Origin of the sequence: Sphingomonas segetis (assembly GCF_009720245.1) — a bacterium.
Lineage (GTDB): Bacteria > Pseudomonadota > Alphaproteobacteria > Sphingomonadales > Sphingomonadaceae > Sphingomicrobium > Sphingomicrobium segetis.
Window position 1 is genome coordinate 1 of the sequence record NZ_WJSQ01000001.1, and the last position, 21904, is coordinate 21904.

General features: G+C 63.6%; 21 protein-coding genes, 1 tRNA gene and 1 riboswitch. Of the genes, 10 read left to right on the forward strand and 12 right to left on the reverse strand.

The annotated features are described in order from the left end of the window. Positions 1-227: 227 nt before the first annotated feature. Positions 228-776 carry an inorganic diphosphatase gene (gene ppa / locus GH737_RS00010; RefSeq protein ID WP_155262811.1) on the reverse strand — a complete coding sequence of 183 codons (549 nt, stop codon included), beginning with the start codon at positions 774-776 and terminating at the stop codon, positions 228-230. 10 nt (positions 777-786) lie between these two features. Then, positions 787-1170 carry a fluoride efflux transporter CrcB gene (crcB, locus tag GH737_RS00015; protein ID WP_155262812.1) on the reverse strand — a complete coding sequence of 128 codons (384 nt, stop codon included), beginning with the start codon at positions 1168-1170 and terminating at the stop codon, positions 787-789. 23 nt (positions 1171-1193) lie between these two features. Beyond that, a riboswitch (Fluoride riboswitch) is annotated at positions 1194-1255 on the reverse strand. Between the two features lie 334 nt (positions 1256-1589). Between crcB and GH737_RS00020 the strand changes: the two genes are divergently transcribed. Beyond that, positions 1590-1769, forward strand: coding sequence for a hypothetical protein (locus GH737_RS00020; RefSeq protein ID WP_155262813.1), 180 nt, complete (start codon positions 1590-1592; stop codon positions 1767-1769). Beyond that, entirely contained in the window at positions 1766-1942 is a 177-nt protein-coding gene (locus tag GH737_RS00025) for a hypothetical protein (protein WP_155262814.1), read from the forward strand. The genes GH737_RS00020 and GH737_RS00025 overlap by 4 nt, the downstream gene beginning before the upstream one ends. Before the next feature lie 63 nt (positions 1943-2005). On the opposite strand, the gene mutL is transcribed toward GH737_RS00025, so the two are convergent. Further along, positions 2006-3787 carry a DNA mismatch repair endonuclease MutL gene (gene mutL, locus GH737_RS00030; protein WP_155262815.1) on the reverse strand — a complete coding sequence of 594 codons (1782 nt, stop codon included), beginning with the start codon at positions 3785-3787 and terminating at the stop codon, positions 2006-2008. Positions 3788-3941: 154 nt separating this feature from the next. Here mutL and GH737_RS00035 point away from each other — a divergent pair, with 154 nt between their 5' ends. From GH737_RS00035 to GH737_RS00065, 8 genes are all read left to right on the forward strand, one after another. Then, the gene (locus tag GH737_RS00035; RefSeq protein WP_155262816.1) at positions 3942-4985 is read left to right on the forward strand and encodes a rod shape-determining protein; all 1044 of its coding nucleotides are present in this window, start codon (positions 3942-3944) and stop codon (positions 4983-4985) included. A 14-nt stretch (positions 4986-4999) separates the two neighbouring features. Continuing rightward, positions 5000-5878 (forward strand): rod shape-determining protein MreC, encoded by an 879-nt coding sequence (gene mreC, locus GH737_RS00040; protein WP_155262817.1) that lies wholly within the window; start codon positions 5000-5002, stop codon positions 5876-5878. Further along, positions 5878-6399 carry a rod shape-determining protein MreD gene (gene mreD, locus GH737_RS15060; RefSeq protein ID WP_196232882.1) on the forward strand — a complete coding sequence of 174 codons (522 nt, stop codon included), beginning with the start codon at positions 5878-5880 and terminating at the stop codon, positions 6397-6399. The genes mreC and mreD overlap by 1 nt, the downstream gene beginning before the upstream one ends. Beyond that, the gene (gene mrdA / locus GH737_RS00045; RefSeq protein WP_196232883.1) at positions 6396-8285 is read left to right on the forward strand and encodes a penicillin-binding protein 2; all 1890 of its coding nucleotides are present in this window, start codon (positions 6396-6398) and stop codon (positions 8283-8285) included. Before mreD ends, mrdA begins: the two co-directional genes overlap by 4 nt. Continuing rightward, complete coding sequence (rodA, locus tag GH737_RS00050; protein WP_155262819.1) at positions 8282-9397, forward strand: rod shape-determining protein RodA; 1116 nt, start codon at positions 8282-8284, stop codon at positions 9395-9397. The genes mrdA and rodA overlap by 4 nt, the downstream gene beginning before the upstream one ends. Positions 9398-9495: 98 nt before the next feature. Further along, positions 9496-9571: transfer RNA gene (locus GH737_RS00055), tRNA-Lys, on the forward strand. Positions 9572-9863: 292 nt separating this feature from the next. Further along, positions 9864-10739, forward strand: coding sequence for a hypothetical protein (locus GH737_RS00060; RefSeq protein WP_196232884.1), 876 nt, complete (start codon positions 9864-9866; stop codon positions 10737-10739). Between the two features lie 75 nt (positions 10740-10814). Further along, the gene (locus GH737_RS00065) at positions 10815-11402 is read left to right on the forward strand and encodes a hypothetical protein (RefSeq protein ID WP_196232885.1); all 588 of its coding nucleotides are present in this window, start codon (positions 10815-10817) and stop codon (positions 11400-11402) included. A gap of 477 nt (positions 11403-11879) precedes the next feature. On the opposite strand, the gene mobA is transcribed toward GH737_RS00065, so the two are convergent. Genes mobA through GH737_RS00110 form a run of 9 tightly spaced genes read right to left on the reverse strand, consistent with a single transcriptional unit; the run spans position 11880 to position 21889 of the window. Then, positions 11880-12458, reverse strand: a complete 579-nt coding sequence (gene mobA, locus GH737_RS00070) for a molybdenum cofactor guanylyltransferase (protein WP_196232886.1) — start codon at positions 12456-12458, stop codon at positions 11880-11882. Continuing rightward, positions 12455-13195, reverse strand: a complete 741-nt coding sequence (locus tag GH737_RS00075; RefSeq protein ID WP_155262823.1) for a sulfite exporter TauE/SafE family protein — start codon at positions 13193-13195, stop codon at positions 12455-12457. The genes mobA and GH737_RS00075 overlap by 4 nt, the downstream gene beginning before the upstream one ends. A 46-nt stretch (positions 13196-13241) precedes the next feature. Beyond that, a complete protein-coding gene (locus GH737_RS00080) occupies positions 13242-14006 on the reverse strand; it encodes a Crp/Fnr family transcriptional regulator (protein WP_155262824.1) in 765 nt (254 codons plus the stop codon). Between the two features lie 42 nt (positions 14007-14048). After that, complete coding sequence (locus tag GH737_RS00085; protein ID WP_155262825.1) at positions 14049-14408, reverse strand: hypothetical protein; 360 nt, start codon at positions 14406-14408, stop codon at positions 14049-14051. Beyond that, complete coding sequence (locus GH737_RS00090; RefSeq protein ID WP_230558539.1) at positions 14408-15157, reverse strand: peptidylprolyl isomerase; 750 nt, start codon at positions 15155-15157, stop codon at positions 14408-14410. The genes GH737_RS00085 and GH737_RS00090 overlap by 1 nt, the downstream gene beginning before the upstream one ends. Position 15158: 1 nt before the next feature. Continuing rightward, positions 15159-15932: a respiratory nitrate reductase subunit gamma gene (gene narI, locus GH737_RS00095; RefSeq protein ID WP_155262827.1), complete on the reverse strand. Its 774-nt coding sequence runs from the start codon at positions 15930-15932 to the stop codon at positions 15159-15161. Positions 15933-15934: 2 nt separating this feature from the next. Beyond that, positions 15935-16627 (reverse strand): nitrate reductase molybdenum cofactor assembly chaperone, encoded by a 693-nt coding sequence (gene narJ, locus GH737_RS00100; protein ID WP_155262828.1) that lies wholly within the window; start codon positions 16625-16627, stop codon positions 15935-15937. After that, entirely contained in the window at positions 16624-18165 is a 1542-nt protein-coding gene (gene narH / locus GH737_RS00105; RefSeq protein WP_155262829.1) for a nitrate reductase subunit beta, read from the reverse strand. The genes narJ and narH overlap by 4 nt, the downstream gene beginning before the upstream one ends. Before the next feature lie 13 nt (positions 18166-18178). Then, positions 18179-21889 carry a nitrate reductase subunit alpha gene (locus GH737_RS00110; RefSeq protein WP_155262830.1) on the reverse strand — a complete coding sequence of 1237 codons (3711 nt, stop codon included), beginning with the start codon at positions 21887-21889 and terminating at the stop codon, positions 18179-18181. Between the last annotated feature and the right edge of the window lie 15 nt (positions 21890-21904).

The window sequence follows — 21904 nt, forward strand, 5'->3', positions numbered from 1 at the left end:
CTGCGGCGGCAGCTGGGCCTCCGGGCGGCCCCCGACACTCGCGCGCTCGAGATAGGCGCGCTGCATCTTGCGGTGCGCCTCGGCCACGCCGGGATCGGCGGAACTCAGCGCCAGCTCCTGCTCCTCGGCGGCGCGGCGGGCGAAATAGATGCGGTCGTCGTCTGCCATGGCGCGCCTCCTGCAGGGAACGTCGACAGTAGCAGAACAGCCGCGAAAAGTCTTGCGCCTCAGGCCTGCCGGGCAGTCGCCACGGCCGTGGCCCGCGCGATCGCCTCGACCAGCGCGCGCCGCGCTTCGTCGGCATCTCCCCAGCGGCCGACGCGCACCCACTTGTCCGGCTCCAGGTCCTTGTAGTGGGTAAAGAAGTGCTGGATCTGCTTCATCACGATCTCGGGCAGATCCTCGTGCCCGGCGACCTCGGAATAATAAGGGAAGGTCGAATCGACCGGGACGGCGATCAACTTCTCGTCCCCGCCGTGCTCGTCCTCGAGGAACAGCACACCGATCGGGCGCGCCCGGACGACCGAGCCGGGAATGAACGGCGAACGCGCGACCACCAGCGCGTCGATCGGGTCGCCGTCGGGCGAGAGGGTGTGGGGGACGAAGCCGTAGTTGGCAGGGTAGCGCATCGGCGTGTGGAGGATGCGGTCGACGAACAGGGCGCCGGATTTCTTGTCGAACTCATATTTCACGGGCTCGCCGCCGACCGGCACTTCGATGATGACGTTGATCGTGTTCGGCGGGTCGTCGCCGATCGGGATGAGGTCGATGTTCATGGGCTTGTTCTCAGGGCAGCTGGCCGCCGCTCCTAAACAGCGCCAGGCCAATGAACAATGCCGCGACGCCTGCCGCCGCGCTGCCCACGACATAGACGGCCGCCATTCCGTAGCTGTGGCGCTCGACCAGCACCGCCGCGTCGAGCGAGAAGGTGGAGAAGGTCGTGAAGCCGCCGAGGATGCCGGTCGTGAGGAACAGCCGCAGGTGCTGAGGCACGCCGGCGCGATAGGCGAAGTAGCCGGCAAGCAGCCCCATCGCGAACGAGCCGGCGACGTTGACGATGAAGGTGCCGGACGGGAATCCGGGGCCGAACAGCTTCGCCGCGCCGATGTTGACGCCGTGGCGCATGGCTCCGCCGATGCCGGCGCCGAGAAATACGATCAAATACAGCATAGACCTCCACCTGCAGCACGAGTGCGCCCGCAGGAGTCATCGGCCGGTCGGCGGTTAAAAGGGAGACCCCATTCCCTGCGGTCAGGTTAGCAGGCGAATGGTTACGGGCAAGCTACCTGGCGCAGGTTGGGATGATTTGCCGAACCTTGGTGCAGCTTCGCCACGTCCGGAGCGCCCCGCAACCAAGAAATGGCAGTTTCCCGGGCTTGGCACGCTTCATGAATAGAGTTGAGCAGGAGCCGCGAGGCGACTGAAAAAGGGACCAATCAACATGTCTGCATCATCCGCAAAGCGCACCATAATCGCCATTTCCGCTGCACTCACGCTGAGCGCCGCGACAATCGGCGCGACCGTCAGCCCTGCGCTGGCCGGCACTATCCAGTTCGCGAGTGTCGCACGTGGATAAGTTGGAAGCAGAGATGCCGACCGATCTTCTCGCGAGCTTGCTGATGGAGCGGGCCAGCGTCCCCTCGCCGGCTCGCAAAGCGGACGGCCTGCCGGCGAAGATCCATGCGGTGATGGTGCTGACCGCCCTGTCGACCTTCGGGACGCTGGTTATGGGTTACCAGTTGCTTTTTTCTCATCAGTTGTTCGCATGACCGCGCCCGTCGCCGCGCCGAACCGCAAGCCGGAGCGGTATTCGACTGCCCACAAAGGGATCGCGATGTCGAAGTCGCTGAACAGACTTGCAGCCAACCCGTGGGCACTATCGTGCGCCAGCTTCCTGCTGACGGCGATCCTCATCCGGTCGGATTGGATCAATCTCTTCTGAGCGAAGAGCGAGCTCGATCTGCCAGGGTCTGAAATGGGTGGGACGCCGACGTCTGAATTCAGCTCACCTCCGACCGAACAGTTTCTCGATTTCGCCGTGGCCGAGTTTCACCCAGGTCGGGCGGCCGTGGTTGCATTGGCCCGAGCGCGGGGTGATTTCCATTTCGCGCAGGAGGGCGTTCATTTCGGCGACCGAAAGGACCCGGCCGGCGCGGACCGAGCCGTGGCAGGCGATGGTCGCGGCGACGAGGTCGAGCTTGTCGCGAAGGCTGAGCGGGCCACCGAGGTCGGCGATCTCGCCGGCGAGGTCGGCGAGCAGGCCGGCAATGTCGGTTTTCCCGAGCGCAGCGGGCACCGAGCGAACCAGCATCGAGCTGGGTCCGAACCGCTCGGCCTCCAGGCCAAGCTCGGCGAGGTCGGCGGCGGCGCCCTCGAGACGGTCGCAATCGGGCTCTTCCAGCTCCACAACCTCGGGAATGAGGAGCGCCTGGCGAGCGACGGTCCCGCCGTCACGCGCCGAGCGCATGCGCTCGAGCACCAGCCGCTCGTGCGCGGCGTGCTGGTCGACGATCACGAGGCCGTCCTCGGCCTCGGCGACGATGTAGGTTGCGGCGACCTGGCCTCGGGCGACGCCGAGCGGGAATCTCGGGACGGGTTCGTCCGCAGCCTCGGCACGCGCGGCGGGGGGTTGGGTGAAAAGGCGGTGGTCTTCGGCCACGCCCGTCATTCCCGCGAACGCGGGAACCCAGTTTTCTTGTTTGGCTGGGTCCCCGCCTTCGCGGGGATGACGATTGAGGGCGGCATCGTAAATCGCGCCCGTCGTCCACATCACCGGAGCGGCGGCCTGCTCGCGGGCGGCGCTGCGTCCGCTCTCCTCGTCGAGCGCGTGGCGGAGACCGCCGACGATCAGCCCGCGCACCGCCGAAGGATCGCGGAAGCGGACCTCGGTCTTGGCCGGGTGGACGTTGACGTCGACCTCCTCGAGCGGGACCTCGAGGAACAAGGCCGCGATCGGGTGGCGGTCGCGGGCGATGAGGTCGCGGTAGGCGCCGCGCAACGCGCCGACCAGCAGTCGGTCCTTCACCGGCCGCGAGTTGACGAACAGGAACTGCCGGTCGGCGACGCCGCGGTTGAAAGTCGGAAGGCTGATCACACCCGTCAGCCGCATCCCCTCGCGGGCGCAATCGATGCCGATGCCGTGCCGCTCGAGCTCGTGCGTCAGGATCTCGGCAACGCGCGCCGGCGGCTCGGCGGGCGCGAGCGTAAGGATCCTCCGGCCGTCATGGTCGAGCGTGAAGCCGGCGTCGCTCCGCGCCATCGCCAGCCGCTTCACCGTATCGAGACAGGCGGCGTATTCGGCGCGTGGGCTGCGCAGGAACTTGCGGCGCGCCGGGACCTTGTCGAACAGCCCCTGGACCCGCACCCGCGTCCCCGGCGGGAGCGCAGCGGGCTCCTCTCCTGACGCCTGCCCGTGGTCGATCTCGATCCGCCACCCGTCCGAACCACGCGCGCGGCTCTCCAGAGTCAGACGCGACACGCTCGCGATCGACGGCAGCGCCTCGCCTCGGAAGCCGAAGCTCGTCACGCGGTCGATCGCGTCACCCGGGAGCTTCGAGGTCGCATGGCGCTCGAGCGCGAGGCGCATTTCGTCGGGCGCCATGCCGCGGCCGTCGTCGGCCACTTCGATCTGCTCGAGCCCGCCGGCATGGAGCCGGACCGCGACCTGATTCGCCCCGGCGTCGAGTGAATTTTCCACCAGCTCCTTGAGCGCGCTCGCCGGGCGCTCGACGACCTCGCCCGCGGCGATACGATTGATGAGCTCGGCAGGCAGCCTTCTTATTGACATGTTAACCATTCCTAGCTCATTCCGAGGCCGCCGGCGAAGCACTGATTTTTCGGAAAAAATTCAGAGCGCATTCAATGGGAAGTATTCAATTCGGGGTTAAGCGGCGGGAGCTGTTTTCCGCGGCTTGAGGGACTCTAGGCGAGACGGGGTAGGAATGTTCTGGAATCGTTGGTTCAAGTGGATGTCGCACGACATGGCGATCGATCTCGGAACCGCCAATACGCTCGTATATGTCCGCGGCCGCGGGATCGTCCTCAACGAGCCGTCGGTCGTCGCCATCGAGACGATCAACGGGGTCAAGAAGGTCAAGGCGGTCGGTGAGGACGCCAAGCTGATGATGGGCAAGACGCCCGACCAAATCGAGGCGATTCGCCCGCTGCGCGACGGCGTCATCGCGGACATCGACGTCGCCGAGCAGATGATCAAGCACTTCATCCACAAGGTGCACGGCGGCAAGATGCGCGCCTGGCGCTTTCCGGAAATCGTGATTTGCGTCCCCAGCGGATCCACGTCAGTCGAAAGGCGGGCGATCCGCGACGCCGCCTCGAACGCCGGCGCCAGCGCCGTCTTCCTTATCGAGGAGCCGATGGCCGCAGCGATCGGCGCCGACATGCCGGTGACCGCGCCGATCGGCTCAATGGTGGTCGACATCGGCGGCGGCACCACCGAGGTCGCCGTCCTCTCCCTGCGCGGCCTCGCGTACACCACGTCGGTGCGCGTCGGCGGCGACAAGATGGACGAGGCGATCAGCTCCTACGTCCGGCGCAACCACAACCTCCTGATCGGCGAAGCCACGGCCGAGCGGATCAAGAAGGAGGTCGGGATCGCCAAGCCGCCGGTCGACGGGATTGGCAAGACGGTCCACATCAAGGGCCGCGACCTCGTCAACGGCGTGCCCAAGGAAATCTCGATCAACCAGGGCCAGATCGCCGAAGCACTGTCGGAGCCCGTCGGGACGATCGTCGAGGGCGTGCGAATCGCGCTCGAGAACACCGCTCCGGAGCTCGCCGCGGACATCTGCGACCAAGGCATCGTCCTCACCGGCGGCGGCGCCCTCCTCCAGGGCCTCGACGAAGTGCTTCGCGACGAGACCGGCCTTCCCGTCACCGTCGCCGACGACCCGCTGACCTGCGTCGCGCTCGGCACCGGCCGCGCGCTGGAGGAAGAGCAGTTCCGCGGCGTGCTGCAGACCGCATAGCGGAGGGCTGAGCGGTGGCGACCGCGCGCCCCGGCTGGTCGCGTCGAGCCCAGTACGGGCTGTTCTTCAGCTTCCTGGCGGTGATCGCCGGGATCGTGATCGGCCTCATCCTTCTGGCGGTTTCGCTGATCGCGCCCAAGACGTTCGACGGGCTGCGCGGCGTCGCGCTCGACGTCACCGGGCCGGTCGCCACCGCGCTTCATGAAGTCAGCGTCACGGCGCAGGGCCTCGTCACCGGCGCCGACGATTACTGGGACGCCGCCCGCCAGAACGGCGAGCTCAAGCGCGAGCGCAAGGCTATGCTTCAGCGGATGGTGGAGGCCAAGGCCATCCACCAGGAGAACCTCCAGCTAAAGGCCGCGCTGCAGCTGCGCCAGCGCGTCCGCGACACCGTCGCGACCGGGCGGATCGTCGGCTCCTCGTTCAACAGCCCGCGTCGGTTCGCGATCCTTTCGGCCGGATCGAGGGACGGAGTCGGAGAAGGCATGCCGGTGCGTTCGGCCAGCGGGCTCGTCGGGCGGATCGTCGATGTGGGCGACTTCGCCTCGCGCGTGCTCCTCGTCTCCGACCGGACGAGCATCGTCCCCGCCCGCCTGCTCCGCAACGGGATCCCGGTGATCGTGCAGGGGCGCGGCGACGGCACGGTCGAGATCCGCCCGCTCGAGGTCGGACGCAATCCGTTCCGGCCCGGCGACATCATCATCACATCAGGGACCGGCGGCCTCTACCCGCCGTTGGTGCCCGTCGCCCGCGTGGTCACGCTGAAGGACGACGGCGGGATCGCGCTTCCGCTGTCCGATCCGGCGACCACCAGCTTTGCCATCGTCGAACCGGCATTCGAGCCGACCGCGATCGCCGCCGAGGCCGAGCCCGCGGCCGATACGGCGCCCTGATGGTCCGCGCGGCGCTTTCCTCGCCCAAGAGGTTTGGCCATGCGCCGCGCCCGCTGGCGCTGTTCGTGCCCGCCGCGACGGTGATTGCAGCCTCGCTCCTGTCGGCGCTCCCGATCGTCTCGACGAGCGGCTGGTTCCCCGATTTCGGCTATCTCGCGCTGATTAGCTGGCGGCTCCTCCGGGCCGACCCGTGGCCCGCCTGGTGGGCGGCTCCGCTGGGGTTCGTCAACGACCTGTTCACGGGATATCCGATAGGCTTTTCAATAGCTTTGTGGAGTGCCACGATGCTGGCGCTCGATCTCGTCGACCGCCGCACCTTGTGGCGCGACTATTGGATCGAATGGATGGTTGCGGCGGTGCTGATCGCGCTCAACGAGTGGCTTCACTGGCGCGTGGCGCGGCTGATCGGCGCAGATATCCCCTTCTCGATGATGCTCCCGCAGCTGCTGATCTCGGTCTGCGCCTTCCCCTTGAGCGCCTGGGCCGTTTCGCGCGTCGACCGCTGGAGGCTCGGCCGATGAAGCCGATCCGGATCACCAGCACGCACCAGTCGATCACCTTTTCCCGCCGCATGATCGTGCTCGGCGGGGCGCAGGTCGCGGTCGGCGGATTGCTCATCGGCCGGCTCGGCTGGCTCGCCGTCGCGCAGAACGAGAAATACCAGCTGCTGAGCGAGAGCAACCGCGTCCAGCTGATCCCCGTACCGCCGCGGCGCGGCTGGATGATCGACCGCTACGGCAAGCCGATCGCGATCAACCGGGCCAGCTTCCGCGTCGACATCATTCCGCAGCAGCTCGACAAGGGACGCGATATCGTTCCGGAGCTCGCCCGCCTGCTCCAGCTCGATGAGGAGGAAGTCGCCCGGATCAGGACCGAGCTTGCCGAATCACGGGGCTTCCAGCCGGTCCAGGTCGGCGAGAATGTCACCTATGAGCAATATGCCGGCGTAACCGTCCGTCTTCCCGATCTACCGGGCGTCCAGGCGACGCGAGGCTATTCGCGTTACTATCCGGACGGCCCGGCCGTCGCTCACCTCGTCGGCTATGTCGGCAGCGCCAATGCCAAGGAATATGAGGCCGAGGACAAGAACCCGCTCCTCATCATCCCCGGCTTCAAGATCGGCAAGCAGGGTCTGGAAAAAACGCTCGAGCCCTATCTCCGCGGGACCCCCGGCGGCCAGCGCGTCGAGGTGACCGCCCGTGGCAGACTGGTCAAGGAGCTCGACCCCAAGCCCGACCGGAGCGGCGAAACCGTCCAGCTGACGATCGACGAAGGGCTGCAGCAATATGCCGCCCGCCGCATGGGCGATCAGTCGGGCGCCCTCGTTGCGGTCGATGTGACGAGCGGCGACGTGCTCGCCTATGTGTCGATGCCCGCCTTCGACCCCAACAGCTTCAGCGAGGGCATCGGCCGGACGGAATGGAAGATGCTGTCCGAGGACGATCACCTCCCGCTCCTCAACAAGGTGGCGCAGGGGCTCTACCCGTCAGGATCGACGATCAAGCCGGCTATGGCGCTCGCATTCCTCAAGCAGGGGGTCGATCCCAAGCGGCGCGTGAACTGCCCGGGCGGCTACCAGATCGGGAACCGCTATTTCCGGTGCGACGCGGTCCACGGGCCGATGGACATGCATTCTGCGGTGGAGCGCAGCTGCAACACCTATTTCTGGGCCACGGGCCTGATCACCGACCCCCAGGCGACGACCGACATGGTCAATTACCTCGGCTACGGCGAGGAATTCGACCTGCCCATCCCGACCCAGCGCTACGGCACTATGCCAAGCCCGGAATGGCTGGAAAAGAAATACCACCGCAAATGGCAGGGGTACGATACTGCCAATACGTCGATCGGCCAGGGATATGTGCTCATCAACCCGATACAGCTGGCGGTCATGCCGGGACGGCTGGCATCCGGAAAGCTGATTCAGCCGCGGCTGCTGATGGGCAAGCCGCGAAAACCAATCCCGGCGCTCGACGTCGATCCGGAGCATCTGGAATTCGTGCGCAAGGCGATGGGGTCGGTCGTCAACGATCATGGCACCGCGGTGGGTTCGAAGCTGCCGCTCGACGGCATCCTGATGGCCGGCAAGACCGGAACCGCCCAGGTCTTCCGCCTTGGCGAGCGCGGCCACCAGTCGAATTGGGCATTGCGCGACCACGCGCTGTTCATCGCCTTCGCACCGGTCGACAAGCCGCGCTATGCCATCGGGTGCATCATCGAGCATGGCGGGTTCGGAGCTTCCGCAGCGGCGCCGATCGTTCGCGATTCGATGACCTATCTGTTCGACAAGCAGAAGGCCTTCGCGGCGCTCGCTCCGCTGGAGGAGCAATGGGGCGGGACGCTGGCTGAGCGCAACGCTCGCCAGCTCGCCGATTTCAAGTCAGCCTCGCGCGCCACGCAGGCATGATCACCTCGGCGATCATCCCGCGGCCGCTGGCGCGGCTGCCGTGGCGCTTGATCTTCCTCGTCGCCTCGATCGCCTCGTTTGGGCTCATCGTGCTCTATTCGGCCGCCGGCGGATCGGTGCAGCCCTGGGCGATCAAGCAGGGTGTCGTCTTCCTGTTCTTCCTCGGCGTCGCGGTCGGCATGTCGTGGATGAGCGAGGCGACCATCAAGTCGCTCGCCTTTCCGGTTTACGGCGTCACCCTGGTCATGCTCATCGGCGTCGAGGCGCTCGGCTTCGTCAGCAAGGGCGCGCAGCGCTGGCTCGACCTCGGGCCCGTCCGCCTGCAGCCGTCGGAATTCATGAAGCCGGCGATCGTGCTGACGCTGGCGCGCTTCTACGAGCTCGTGCCCGCCGCCGAGATCCGCAAGTGGCGCGCGATCTGGCCGGCCGCGGTGCTGCTCGGAGTCCCCGCCTTCCTGATCCTCGTCCAGCCCGACCTCGGCACCTGCATCATGGTCGTCCTGTGCGGCGTGACCGTGATGTTCCTTGCCGGACTGCCATGGTGGGTGTTCGCGGCGCCCGCGGGCATGATCGCGGTCGCGGCGCCGATCGCCTACCAGTTCATGCACGGCTACCAGAAGAAGCGCATCGACACTTTCCTCAATCCCGAAAGCGACCCGCTCGGCGCCGGCTATCACATCGCCCAGTCGAAGATCGCGATCGGCTCGGGGGGGATCTGGGGCAAGGGCTTCCTCCACGGCAGCCAGAGCCACCTCGACTATCTGCCCGAGGGGCATACCGACTTCGTCTTCGCGACCATGGCGGAGGAATGGGGGTTCGCCGGCGGCGTCCTGCTGATCGCGGCTTTCGGGTTGGTGATCCGCTGGGGGATGAAGGTCAGCGCCAATTCGCGCACCCGCTTCGGCCAGCTCGCCGCGGCAGGGCTGTCGGCGACGATCTTCTTCTACGTGTCGATCAATCTCATGATGGTCATGGGCCTGGCGCCGGTGGTCGGCGTGCCGCTGCCGCTGGTCAGCTTCGGCGGCTCGGCGGTGATGACGGTGATGCTGTGCCTCGGGCTGCTGATGGCGCTGGAACGGCAGCAGCGCACCCGCTCAGGCCTGGCCGGATAGTCTTGAAGCCGGGCGGTTGCGCCCCATTTAAGCGCATGCTACCGGCGCCGCCGCTCAAGGCGCGAATGGAGCCGCCGGAGCTTCCGCCTGACGGCAGTGGACGCATAGCTCAGTTGGTAGAGCAGCTGACTCTTAATCAGCGGGTCCTAGGTTCGAGCCCTAGTGCGTCCACCATTTTTTCTCTCGTGTTATCAGTAATTTGTGGTTTCGATGCCGTAACCATTCCCTACGTTTTGCCGTGCCTTGGGCTTCCTTTCATCTGAACGTAGGGGAAAACGTAGGGCGATTATTCGACGAGCAGAGTCGGTCCAGCGGTGAAGCGGCACTAGCCCCGCTGATGCCGTCAATCACACAGTCAGCGGGTCTAAGCATCACACCCCAGCAAGTATTGGGGAGAGCACTGGTCGAGGCGACCCCCCGGTGTTGCCTAAACATCCCGATCCGCACATCCTATCGCTGCTCGGTCGTGAAGGTGCGTTCGTGGGGGGCAGCGATGTCTAGCGCTGATGTTGATGTGGCCGATGCAGCGGAGAAGAACGACCGGGACATTCCGCCGCTACAAATGCCGAAGAAGCAGGAACTCTGCACCGTTCAGCTTCGCAGATTTCTCAAACGGCATTTCAAGGTTTTCGATTTTTTCTTTTTCGGCCTGCACCTTGCGTCCAAGTCCGATGAAGCGCGGGCAAGGGCAGTCAAGGCGTTGGCGTCCGTCGATCCAGAACGGTATGCCGCCGATCTGAAGGCCATCGAAGAGGAGCCGTCCCCTACTCAGAAGAAACTCAACGAATTCGGTGACCTGCAAGGCGAAAACATTGTCATCCGAACGGTAGACAATTTCCTCAGCTATCTCTCCGAAATCATCCAGCAAGCGATCATCAAGCGTCCCGAGATTTTGCGCTCCGAGGAGACGATTAAGGTCGAAGATGTTCTAAGATTTTCTCGCTACTCCGACTTGATTGCATATCTCGTCGAGAGAAAGGTCAATGACCTAAGCTATTCGAACATAAAGGACGTTGAGCGGTTCGTTCGCAAGCGAACCGGCCTTCAAATGTTTGAGAACGATGAAGAGCGAACGCTGCTGATATTGGCTATCGAGATACGGAATATCTACACGCACAACCGGAGGGTGGTTTCCGAAACGACGCTGCGCAAACTGCATGGCCTAAAATATGATTGGAAGCTTGAGAAGGGTAAGCACTTCGGGACGGGATACGATGAAATCGTCGTCCTTTCGAACAACCTGATCTTGGTCGCCCGTCGGCTCGATGAGTCATTCTCGAAGAAGTTCGGCATTCGGAGAAAGCGATACGGATCATACGATAAGTCGACGAAACGGCGTTGAACTATAGGGATCACGATTATGGGGGTTCTGAGAAAGGCTTGGTCTGGGATCAGCCATGCTTTCACTCTGCAATCGTTGCTGCTGCTTCTGTTCCCAACGGGCATCGTCGTTGGGTTGGCCCTATGGCTGTCAACGCTCACTGCGATTGTGCGATTGTTTGCGCCGCTGTCCTACCTTCTGGTTGCGTTGCTCGCGATCATATTGGCGCTCGCCGTCGCCGTCGCACTCGTCAGTGTGGCCAAGCAACTGGGCTGGAAGCCGAACAGGCGACCGACACGGGCGAAGCTGCCGACCAGAGACGCGCCACTGCCGGATGTGGCGATGTATGTGGCACGGCAGTCTGCCTGGGGCATAGCAAACGTGGTCGGCAACACGCCCATGCAGATCATCCATAACGAACTGATGGATCGCATCTGCGAAGAAGAGTTGACGGTTTGGGGGCGGATTGGGCAGATGGCGATCGACCGGATTAGCACGCACGATTTGCAGATTTCCCAGATGCATGCCGGTAACGGCACAATCACCCGAGGGGGTGAGTGGGGTGTCACCGTGTTCACCGATGTCCAGCTGAACTGGAAGCAGGTTCGACGGACGTGGCCGAAGCCGTCTCGGTGGGATCGGCTCTTGACCGCCTTGAACGTAGGACCCGCGAAGAAAACGTAGGGAAAAACGTAGGGAATTGCCATCTTTCCAGTCCCCTTAGGGCCCTTTATGTCCCTTCTCGCAATGCCAAATTATCCGCAGAAATCTCAGAAAACTGCTGATTTTTCTCCGATGGACAGGAAACTCTTAATCAGCGGGTCCTAGGTTCGAGCCCTAGTGCGTCCACCATTTTTTTCAGATACTTGGCGAAAGTCTGAAACGTGATCGTGGGGCCGAAGCAAGCACCACGGAAGCACGGAATATCGGTTTCGCACGGCCTGCATTGATTCGTGCGGAGCGGAAGCCTTGGAAAGCTCACAACGGTCACTCATGACCAAAGCGTGAAAATGTCATGGGTACACCAGCGGGCAAATGTCTGCCTGCGTGAACCTTACCGGCAAGAACTCATTTTCTGAGGAATTCGTCGGGCCATTCCGTATCAGCATAGCTTATGATCAGCTTCGATGAGGCGATTGAGCTCGTCGACGTCCTGGATTTCTAGGTGATCCGCTTCTCTGCCTCGGCGAGATCGTCCGCGGAATTGATGTTGAAGAAGGGATCCTTCTGACCGGCGGCCCATTCGACCTCGATCGCGCCGACCAGCGCCGAAAAGCCCTTCAGCGACCGGCCTCCGCTCAAAACATAATCATCGACTTTCTCGAGCGTCGACGCGCGCCACAAGCCGCACACCGGATGCGCATGCCCGCCGCTGCTCGCGATCGCGCAGCCGAAGTCCTCGATTGCGGCACGGAGACGGTCGAGCAGGTCGGGCGGCAGGAACGGCATGTCGGCGGGGATGGTGAGCAGGAAAGGATAGCCTTTGGTGCGGACAAACTTCAGGCCCGCTGCGAGTCCACCAAACGGCCCTTCGACGGCGTCGTCCTGGACAATCTCGGCATTCACCGATGGGGCCTGCGCGAAATCGCGGACCGCAACCGCAACGACGTTCGACCAGCATTGAGCGCGATCGAGTGCCCAGTTGATGAGCCGCCTTTTCCCGAGCTGGCGCAGCGGCTTTGCGCCGCCGATGCGCCGCCCCTCGCCGCCAGCGAGTATAACCACCGCAACGTCCGTCACGTGAACAGCAACTTCGCGCCGGCCACCGCCAACACCGCTCCAAGCGTCCTCAGCAGCCATGGGCGGGGCAGCCGCTCGACGCCGAGCCAGGTTCCGAGCAGCGCGCCGGTGAAAACCGACCCCAGGAATATCGGGAGCTCATGCGGCAGGCGACCGACCGACGCCGCGTTTCCCGCGAGACCGGCCGCCGAATTGAGTAAGATGAACGCGGCTACCACGCCGGAGGTGCGCCTCGGTTCTTCCCAGGCGTTGAGAATGACAAGGGGACTGAGGAAGATTCCGCCGCCGGTTCCAGTCAGCCCCGCCAACAAGCCGAGGACTCCCCCGGCAGGTAATGTGACCCAGTAGGACGGCGCGCGAACTTCGCGCTCGGCAAGGAACTTCGGCTGCCACAGGAGCCGCAGCGAGCCCAGCCAGAGCAAGATTCCGATCAGCGGTTTATAATAGATTGCTGGCAAGTGGATTCCGCCACCGACGAACGCGGCCGGAAAGGCGGTCAGCGCGAAAGCTCCCAGCAGCTTCCAGTTGGTCAGCCCCCGGGTCCAGTACCGCCACGTGCCGAAGCCGGCGACGAGCAGATTCAGCGCCAGCGCCGTCGGCTTCATCGTCTCCGGCGCGACCGAGAACAGCGCCATCGCGGCGATATAGGCCGACGCGCCGCCGTGGCCGACGGACGAGTAAAGCGTCGCGCCAAGTGCAAACAGCAGCGCCAATGCAAGAACTGTGGTCGAGTCCATGGCCGGTTCTAATGCGTTTGTTCCGTCGACGGAAAATGCTCGACGGTCAGGCCCCGGATGCAGCCAGTAGCTCGAGACGCCGAAGCTCGAGGATCTCGATCTGGTGGACCGAGCAGAGACGGATCAGGTGATCCCGCCGGAAGCTGGACAGGACCCGGCTCACCGTTTCCTTTGTCAGGCCGAGATAGTCGGCGATATCAGACCGGCTCATCGGCAACTGCACCATGGTGCCGACCGAGTCCGAAGTGCCGGCGGCCCGCCCGGCGAGGACGATGAGGAAGGTCGCGAGCCGCTCGATCGCCGTCTTACGCCCGAGAAGCATCATCTGCTGATGCGCCGAAGCGAGCTCGTGCGCGGCCATTCGATAGAGCTCACGCTCCATTGGCGAATGATCCTCGACGAAGCCGTCGAAACGGGTTCTTGGGAACCAGCACAATTGGGATGCCTCGACCGCCTCGGCGCTGAACACATGCTCGTCGTCCATGCTGATTCCCAGGAAATCTCCGGGGGAGACGAAACCGGCGACGTGACACCGGCCATCGGCGAGCAGGTTGTAAAGCTTCAGCGTGCCCGTGGTCAGGGTAAACACGCGCGAGACGGGATCGCCCTCGTGGAACAGCACCTGGCCGGAGCTGAGCCTGACCGTCCTTCCAAGACTCTTGAAACTGGTTAGGTCAGCGCAGTCCAGCACGCCGCAGACAGCCTTGTCCCGAACTTTACAGCCCGCGCACGGGTGGTCGGCGGGGAGATCTTCAAGATGACGTTTTGCAGGCGTAAGCATGCGACCGTCCTCTCCGGTGACGTGGATCACCTGATAAGGTGATCTGGCTCACTCCGGCATAAGGAGAGTCCCCTAGCTAGTGCTGACAGACGGGATTCCAGGTCTCTCTTCGTCTCTGCGGCGATGGTGGTGATCGTGCGGCTCGTGCTGCTCGCAATGGTGATCGACGCGCGCGTGCATGATCGTCGAGATGAAGGCATAGCCGGGATCATCGGTGCGCTGGATGTTGCCGACGACGGTCGTCCAGCTCTCGCCGTCCTCATAAGCCATGAACCTGCTGACGGTGTCGGCGACGAACCGCGGCAAGTCCATTCCCGCGCGTGCCGCTTCCGTCTGGAGCAACGGCGCAAACTCTGGTTCCCGGATGAAGACATCCTCGGGGAAGTCGCTTTGCGCCGTCATGGCCAGCTTGATGACTTTTCCGAGCAGCATCATTGCACCAGCGGGCTGTCGGCCGCGGCGAGCTCAATGCCTTGGATCGAGGCTCCGGCTGCCAGCAATTGAAGATATTGAGCAACCGCGCGGTGCTTCGAGGCGGTGCGAAGGCGGTTCTCAATCCAGGGCTTGGCCTGTTCCAGCGGCAGCTGCTTTGCAGCGACGCGGCGATCAAGGCGGACAAGGTGGAAACCGTGGCGCGATTCCACGACGCGCATCGAACCCACATCCATCGTAGCCATCGCCCGCTCGAGCTCCGGATTCGTATCGCCCTTCGTCACCTGACCAAGCGAGCCGCCCTGCTCTTTTGACGAGCAGGCCGAGTGCGCCTTCGCCAGTTCGCCGAACCGGCGCGGGTTGCGTCCGAGTTCCTCGTGAAGGACTTCGGCTTTGGCTCTCGCCTCGGCGCGAGCGGCTTCATCACCCTGGCGGGCCGGGAAGAAGATGTGGGCGGCCTCGTACAGCGGCGAGGTCATGAAGCGGAGCGTATTGCGGCGGTAATAGCGCGCGATTTCTTCTTCCGTGGGCTCCGGGACGCGGATCTCCTGCTCGATCAGATTGGCGATGCGCTCGTCCTCGTTCGCGCCGGCGATTTCGCGCTGGCGAGTACGCTGAACGAGCAGCTCGCGGACGACGAGCGCGGTAGCGGCCTGCCGTTCGGCGTCATCCCGCGACCGGCTTGGATGGTGCTGCATCTCGCGACCGATTGCGTCCTGGTCGATCGCCACTCCGTTCACGCTGATCATCTCAAGCCGCCTTTTTCCGGCGCACGGGTGCGGGGCTAAGAACCGGCCGCGCGACATATGGCGGAAGGTCCTCATCGGCTTCCCGGGCGACCGCGCGGCGTTTGGTCCGAACCACCTGGTAACGGCGCGCGAGATAGCCGAGCGGAACGCTCCACACGTGCACCAGCCGGGTAAACGGGAAGATCAGGAAGATCGTGAAGCCGAGGAACATGTGCAGCTTGAAGACCAGCGGCACGCCCGCGATCAGCTCCGGCTGCGGGTTCAGGACGACGATACCCTGAACATAATTCATGAATTGCACCATCATGTGCCCGTCCAGGTGGCCGAGGCTCAGCGGGATGGTTGCCATTCCGAGCGACAGCTGAGCGAACAGGAGCAAAAGCACGGCGATGTCGCTGACGCTCGAGGTCTTGCGGATCCGGCTGTCGAACAGACGGCGGTGGAGAAGCATCACCAGCCCGATGAAGCAAGCGGTGCCGCAGACGCCTCCGACGACGATCGCCATCATTTGCTTGAACGAGTGGCTTATGCCGAGGAACTCGAAAATGACGACAGGAGTCAAAAGGCCGACCGCATGGCCGCCCAAAATCCCGAGGATTCCGACGTGGAACAGGATCGAGCCCCACACGAGCTCCTTGCGGCGGAGGAACTGGCTCGACTTCGATTTCCAGCCGTACTGGTCAGTGTCGAACCGAACGAGGCTGCCGATAAGGAAAATCGAAAGCGCAATGTACGGGTAGACGCCGAACGCGGCGGTGTTGAGGGAATCCTGCATTCCTACGCTCCCGCTCTCGCCAGTTGGGCCGCTCGACTGCGAACGGAGTCACCCGAATAGGAGCAATCCTTAAGCGCCGACCCGGCGGTGAAATCGACAGGGTCCTCGGCCCATTCGCGGTCGAGCTCCTGGAGGTCCTTCGGGTCCTCGGGCTCGCTGGCCAGGATCGCTTCCACTTCCGCATCATCGGCCTCACGGTGCGCGAGCGTTACCAGCGCTCCGAGCAGAGCGGCATAAGTAGAATGCCGCTCTTCCAGGCGGATTCTCAGCGCCTCGATAATCTCGATCGCGTCCGTCAGGTAGCGGCGCGCGTGGACTTCCGGAATCACGCTCAGGAATTCGAGAAAGAGAGGCAGATAGTCCGGCATCTCGGCCGCATCCAGCTCGAACCCGTTCATCCGGTAGATCAGCGCAAGATTGACCATCGCCTGGCCGCGATCGCGACTCTCCCCATGGCTGTGCTCGTAAAGGTGGAGCGCCAGCCGCTTGGAGCGGTCGAACAGGCCGATCCAATATTCCTGCGCATCCATGATATCGCTCCGACGCAGCCGCTCGATGAAGACGTTCACACCCTCCAGCTCAGCGGCCGGGATCGCCCGCTCCTCGCCGATCGCCTGCTCGACCTCGTCGAGCGCCGACTGAAGTTCGGGCGTCGGATAATCGAGCAGCGCTCCAAGCGCTTTCAGCGTAATCATGCCGCCCTCTGCTTCTTGCCTGGGATCGGAACATGGCCCGGCTTCTTTGGCGAGCCGAAGAGGCTCGGTTCGGTCCGTCCGCCGCCGCTGCAGCCGTTGCCGAAGCTGAAGCCGCAGCCGCCGCGGATTTCGTGCGCGTTCTCGCTGACCTCGCGGTGCGAGGTCGGGATCACGAACCGATCCTCGTAATCGGCGAGCGCGAGGTAACGGTACATTTCGTCGACCTGCGTTTGGCTGAGCCCGGCTTGATCCAGAACCGCCATGTTGGCGCGCCCGTCGACTTCGCGATCGCGCATGTGGATTCGCATCGCAAACATCTTCTTGAGCGCGTCGACGACGGGCTCTTCCTTGCCGGCAGTCAGCAGGTTGGCGAGATATTTCACAGGCACGCGGAGCTTGGCGATGTCCGGAATCTCGCCGTCGAAACCGATGTGGCCGCGTTCGGCGACATTCTGGATCGGCGACAGCGGCGGCACGTACCAGACCATCGGCAGGGTCCGGTACTCAGGGTGGAGCGGGAAGGCGATCTTCCACTCCATCGCCATCTTCCAGATCGGCGACAGCTTCGCCGCTTCCAACCAGTTATCGGCAATGCCGTCGAGCTTCGCCTGGGCGATCACTTCGGGGTCATTGGGATCGAGGAAGATCTCGAGCTGCTTTTCGTAAAGGTCCTGCTCGTCCTCTGTCGACGCAACCTCCTCGATGCGGTCGGCGTCGTAGAGTATGACCCCGAGATAGCGGATGCGCCCGACGCACGTTTCCGCGCAGACCGTCGGCAAGCCGGCTTCGACGCGGGGGTAGCAGAAGATGCACTTTTCGGCCTTCCCGCTTTTCCAGTTGTAGTAGATCTTCTTGTACGGGCAGCCGGAGATGCACATCCGCCAGCCGCGGCACTTGTCCTGGTCGATGAGGACGATCCCGTCCTCCTCGCGCTTGTAGATCGATCCTGACGGGCAGGCCGCGACGCAGGTCGGGTTGAGGCAGTGCTCGCACAGCCTCGGCAGATAGAACATGAAGGTCTTCTCGAACTGGCCGTAAACCTCCTTCTCGATGTCGGCGAAGTTCGAATCCTTCGACCGTTTCGAAAATTCACCGCCGAGGATTTCCTCCCAGTTCGGGCCCCATTGGATCTTCTCCATCCGCTCGTCCGTGATCAGCGAGCGCGGCCGCGCGGTCGGGAAGGTCTTCATCTCCGGCGCCGATTGCAGATGGTCGTAGTCGAAGGTGAAGGGCTCGTAATAATCGTCGATCTCCGGAAGGTCCGGATTGGCGAAGATGTTGGCCAACACCCGCCAGCGAGCGCCAATGCGCGGCTCGATCTTGCCGTCCTTCTTGCGCCGCCAGCCGCCGTTCCACTTCTTCTGGTTTTCCCATTCCTTGGGGAAACCGATCCCGGGCTTGGTCTCGACGTTGTTGAACCAGGCGTATTCGACGCCTTCTCGGCTGGTCCACACGTTCTTGCAGGTGACCGAGCAGGTGTGACAGCCGATGCACTTGTCGAGGTTGAGGACCATGGCAACCTGAGCGCGAACTTTCATGACTCGATACTCCTCAGGCGGCCGCAACCGGCTCAGCCGGCTCGTCCATCCAGTCGACCTTGCTCATCTTGCGAAGCACCACGAACTCGTCACGGTTGGAGCCGACGGTTCCGTAGTAATTGAAGCCGTAGGCCTGGTGCGCGTAGCCGCCGATCATGTGCGTCGGCTTGACGATCGCGCGCGTCACGCTGTTGTGAATCCCGCCGCGCATGCCGGTGATCTCCGACCCCGGCACGTTCACGATCTTTTCCTGAGCGTGATACATCATGCACATGCCGGACGGGACGCGCTGGCTCACCACGGCGCGGGCGTTCAGGGCGCCGTTGACGTTGAATGCCTCGATCCAGTCATTGTCCTCGATCCCGACGCGTTTCGCGTCTTCCTCGCTGATCCACACGACCGGCCCGCCGCGATTGAGCGTGAGCATCATGAGATTGTCGGAATAGGTCGAGTGGATGCCCCACTTCTGGTGGGGCGTAATGAAATTCAGCACCAACTCGCCATTGCCGTTGCCGCGCTTGCCCAGCACCGGCTCGATGGCCTTGGTGTCGATCGGCGGCTTGTAGGTGGTGAAGCCCTCGCCGAACGCGCGCATCCACGGGTGGTCCTGGTAAAGCTGCTGTCGACCGGTGAGGGTTCGCCACGGGATCAGCTCGTGAACGTTCGTCCAGCCAGCGTTGTAGCTGATCGTCTCGCTTTCGATCCCTGACCAGGTGGGTGAAGAGATGATCTTGCGCGGCTGCGCCTGGACGTCGCGAAAGCGAATCTTCTCGTCCTCGCGGGCACTCGCGAGATGCGCGTGCCCGCGACCGGTGAACTCCGATAACGCTTTCCACGCCTTCACCGCGACTTCGCCGTTGGTCTCCGGCGCTAGGCTCAGGATCATTTCGCAGGCGTCGATGTCGGTGTCGATCTTAGGCCGTCCGTCTTCATCCTTGCCGTTCAGTGCGGCCAGGAAATCGACCTCATGGTCGGTGTTCCAGCTGATCCCCTTGCCGCCATTGCCGAGCTTCATGAGCAGCGGCCCGATCGAGGTGAAGCGCTTATAGGTCTCCGGATAGTCGCGCTCGACGGTCACGACTGCCGGCATCGTCTTGCCGGGCAGCGGGTCGCATTCGCCCTTCTTCCAGTCCTTGACGTCGAGCGGCTGGCCGAGCTCGCCGGGCGTGTCATGCTGCAGCGGGACGAGCACCACGTCGGTTTCTTTGCCAAGGTGGCCTTGGCAAACTTCCGAAAAGCTCTTCGCGATTCCCTTGAAGATCTCCCAGTCGCTGCGCGCGCCCCAAGCCGGGTCCACCGCTTTCGACAGCGGGTGGATGAACGGGTGCATGTCGGACGTATTTAGGTCGTTCTTCTCGTACCAGGTGGCGGTGGGAAGGACGACGTCGGCATAGACCGCGGTCGTCGACATCCGGAAGTCGATCGCCACGAGCAGGTCGAGCTTCCCTTCCGGCGCTACGTCGTGGAACACGACTTCGTCCGGCCGCTGCCCGCCGTCTTCGCCCAGATCTTTCCCCTGTACGCCATGCTGCGTGCCGAGCAGGTGCTTAAGGAAATATTCGTGCCCCTTGCCGGACGAGCCGAGCAGGTTCGAGCGCCACACGAATAGATTGCGGGGGAAGTTCTTCGGATTGTCCGGGTCCTCGCAGCTCATTCGGAGCTTGCCGTTCTTGAGCTCGCGAGCGACCTTCGTAGCGGCGGCCTCGCCCTTCAGCTTGCGGCCGATGTCGAGCGGGTTGGTTTCGAGCTGCGGTGCCGATGGAAGCCAGCCCATGCGTTCCGCGCGAACATTGAAATCGATGAGCGTTCCCGAAACGTCGATGTCGCTGGTCGGCGATGCGATCTCATCGGTCGCCAGCTTCTCGTAGCGCCACTGGTCGGAGTGGGCATACCAGTAGCTGGTGCCATTCATGTGCCGCGGCGGCCGGTGCCAGTCGAGCGCGAATGCAAGGGGAGTCCAGCCGGTCTGCGGGCGAAGCTTCTCTTGCCCGACATAGTGCGACCAGCCGCCGCCCGACTGACCGACGCAGCCGCAGAACACCAGGAGATTGATGATCCCCCGGTAGGTCATGTCCATGTGGTACCAGTGGTTGAGACCGGCCCCGAGGATGACCATCGACTTACCGTTGGTCTTCTCGGCGTTGGTGGCGAAATCGCGCGCGGTGGCGATAATCTGGTCGCGCGGCACGCCGGTGATCCTCTCAGCCCAGGCCGGAGTGAACGGCACATCGTCGTCAAACGAGGCGGCGACATCGCCGCCGAGACCCTGGTCAACGCCGTAGTGCGCGATGATGAGATCGTGGGCGGTGGCCACCAACGCCTCGCCGTCCTGCAACTTCAATCGCTTCACCGGCACGTTGCGGCGAAGAACGTCGCCGTGATCCGTACTTGTGAAATAGGGACTCTGCGGGCCTGAACCGAAATAGGGAAAGTCGACGCCGACGATTGCTTCCCAACGGTCGGCGAGGCTCAGCGCCAGCTTGACCTCGCGGTCCTTACCGTCGCGCTCCTCGAGGTTCCACTTGCCCTTTTCGCCCCAGCGGAAGCCGATCGAGCCCAACGGAGTGACGATCTCGCCGCTGGTCTCGTCGATCGCAACGGTCTTCCATTCGGGATTGTTGGCCTCGTCGAGCGAACCGTCGAAATCGGACGCGCGGACGAAGCGCTCGGGGACATAGCCGTCGCCGCGCTTCACCAACCGGACAAGCATCGGCATGTCGGAATATTTGCGGCAATAATCGCGGAAATATTGGGCCTGCCGGTCGACGTGATATTCCTTGAGCACGACATGACCGAGCGCCATTGCAAGCGCGCTGTCGGTGCCCTGCTTGGGCGCCATCCACAGGTCGGCGAATTTTGACGCTTCGGAATAGTCGGGGCAGACCACGACCGACTTCGCGCCCTTGTAACGGACCTCGGTGTAGAAGTGCGCGTCGGGGGTGCGGGTCTGGGGGACGTTCGAGCCCCACAGCATCAGGAAAGTCGAATTGTACCAGTCGGCGCTTTCCGGAACGTCGGTTTGCTCGCCCCAGGTCTGCGGGCTGGACGGCGGAAGATCGCAATACCAGTCGTAGAAGCTGAGGCAGACTCCGCCGATCAGCGACAAATACCGTGCGCCGGCCGCGTAGCTGACCATCGACATGGCCGGGATCGGCGAGAAGCCCGCGACACGGTCGGGCCCGTAGGTCTCCGTCGTATAGACGTTGGCGGCGGCGATGATCTCGTTCGCTTCGTCCCAGGTGACGCGGACGAAGCCGCCCATGCCGCGCGCCTTCTTGTAGCGGGCAGCATATTCCGGGGTTTCGACGATGGTCTTCCACGCTTCGACCGCGTCGGCGCTTTCCGCGCGCACGGTCCGCCACAGCTTGACCAGCTTCTTGCGGATCATCGGGTGCTTGACGCGGTTCGCGCTGTACAAATACCAGCTGTAGCTGGCGCCGCGCGCGCAGCCGCGCGGCTCATGGTTGGGAAGGCCCGGCCGGGTGCGAGGGTAATCGGTCTGCTGGGTTTCCCAAGTGACGATTCCGTCCTTGACGTAGATCTTCCACGAGCAGCTTCCGGTGCAATTCACGCCGTGGGTCGAGCGGACGATCTTGTCGTGGCTCCAGCGGCCGCGATAGCCGTCCTCCCAGCTGCGGTCCTCGTTGGTGACGACCCCGTGGCCGTTCGAGAAGGTGCCTACGTTCTTCCTGAGGAACGTCAGCCGGTCGAGAAAGTGGCTCATCAAAATCCCCGGAAT

Bases quoted from the DNA above. Each gene is read 5' to 3' on its own strand.
- GH737_RS00075 (WP_155262823.1), bottom strand. From the start codon at position 13,195: ATGGACTCGACCACAGTTCTTGCATTGGCGCTGCTGTTTGCACTTGGC.
- GH737_RS00035 (WP_155262816.1), top strand. From the start codon at position 3,942: ATGTTCTGGAATCGTTGGTTCAAGTGGATGTCGCACGACATGGCGATC.
- narI (WP_155262827.1), bottom strand. From the start codon at position 15,932: ATGCAGGATTCCCTCAACACCGCCGCGTTCGGCGTCTACCCGTACATT.
- GH737_RS00110 (WP_155262830.1), bottom strand. From the start codon at position 21,889: ATGAGCCACTTTCTCGACCGGCTGACGTTCCTCAGGAAGAACGTAGGC.
- GH737_RS00020 (WP_155262813.1), top strand. From the start codon at position 1,590: ATGCCGACCGATCTTCTCGCGAGCTTGCTGATGGAGCGGGCCAGCGTC.
- narJ (WP_155262828.1), bottom strand. From the start codon at position 16,627: ATGATTACGCTGAAAGCGCTTGGAGCGCTGCTCGATTATCCGACGCCC.
- rodA (WP_155262819.1), top strand. From the start codon at position 8,282: ATGATCACCTCGGCGATCATCCCGCGGCCGCTGGCGCGGCTGCCGTGG.
- crcB (WP_155262812.1), bottom strand. From the start codon at position 1,170: ATGCTGTATTTGATCGTATTTCTCGGCGCCGGCATCGGCGGAGCCATG.
- GH737_RS00025 (WP_155262814.1), top strand. From the start codon at position 1,766: ATGACCGCGCCCGTCGCCGCGCCGAACCGCAAGCCGGAGCGGTATTCG.
- GH737_RS00090 (WP_230558539.1), bottom strand. From the start codon at position 15,157: ATGATCAGCGTGAACGGAGTGGCGATCGACCAGGACGCAATCGGTCGC.
- GH737_RS00085 (WP_155262825.1), bottom strand. From the start codon at position 14,408: ATGCTGCTCGGAAAAGTCATCAAGCTGGCCATGACGGCGCAAAGCGAC.
- mutL (WP_155262815.1), bottom strand. From the start codon at position 3,787: ATGTCAATAAGAAGGCTGCCTGCCGAGCTCATCAATCGTATCGCCGCG.
- ppa (WP_155262811.1), bottom strand. From the start codon at position 776: ATGAACATCGACCTCATCCCGATCGGCGACGACCCGCCGAACACGATC.
- mrdA (WP_196232883.1), top strand. From the start codon at position 6,396: ATGAAGCCGATCCGGATCACCAGCACGCACCAGTCGATCACCTTTTCC.
- narH (WP_155262829.1), bottom strand. From the start codon at position 18,165: ATGAAAGTTCGCGCTCAGGTTGCCATGGTCCTCAACCTCGACAAGTGC.
- mreD (WP_196232882.1), top strand. From the start codon at position 5,878: ATGGTCCGCGCGGCGCTTTCCTCGCCCAAGAGGTTTGGCCATGCGCCG.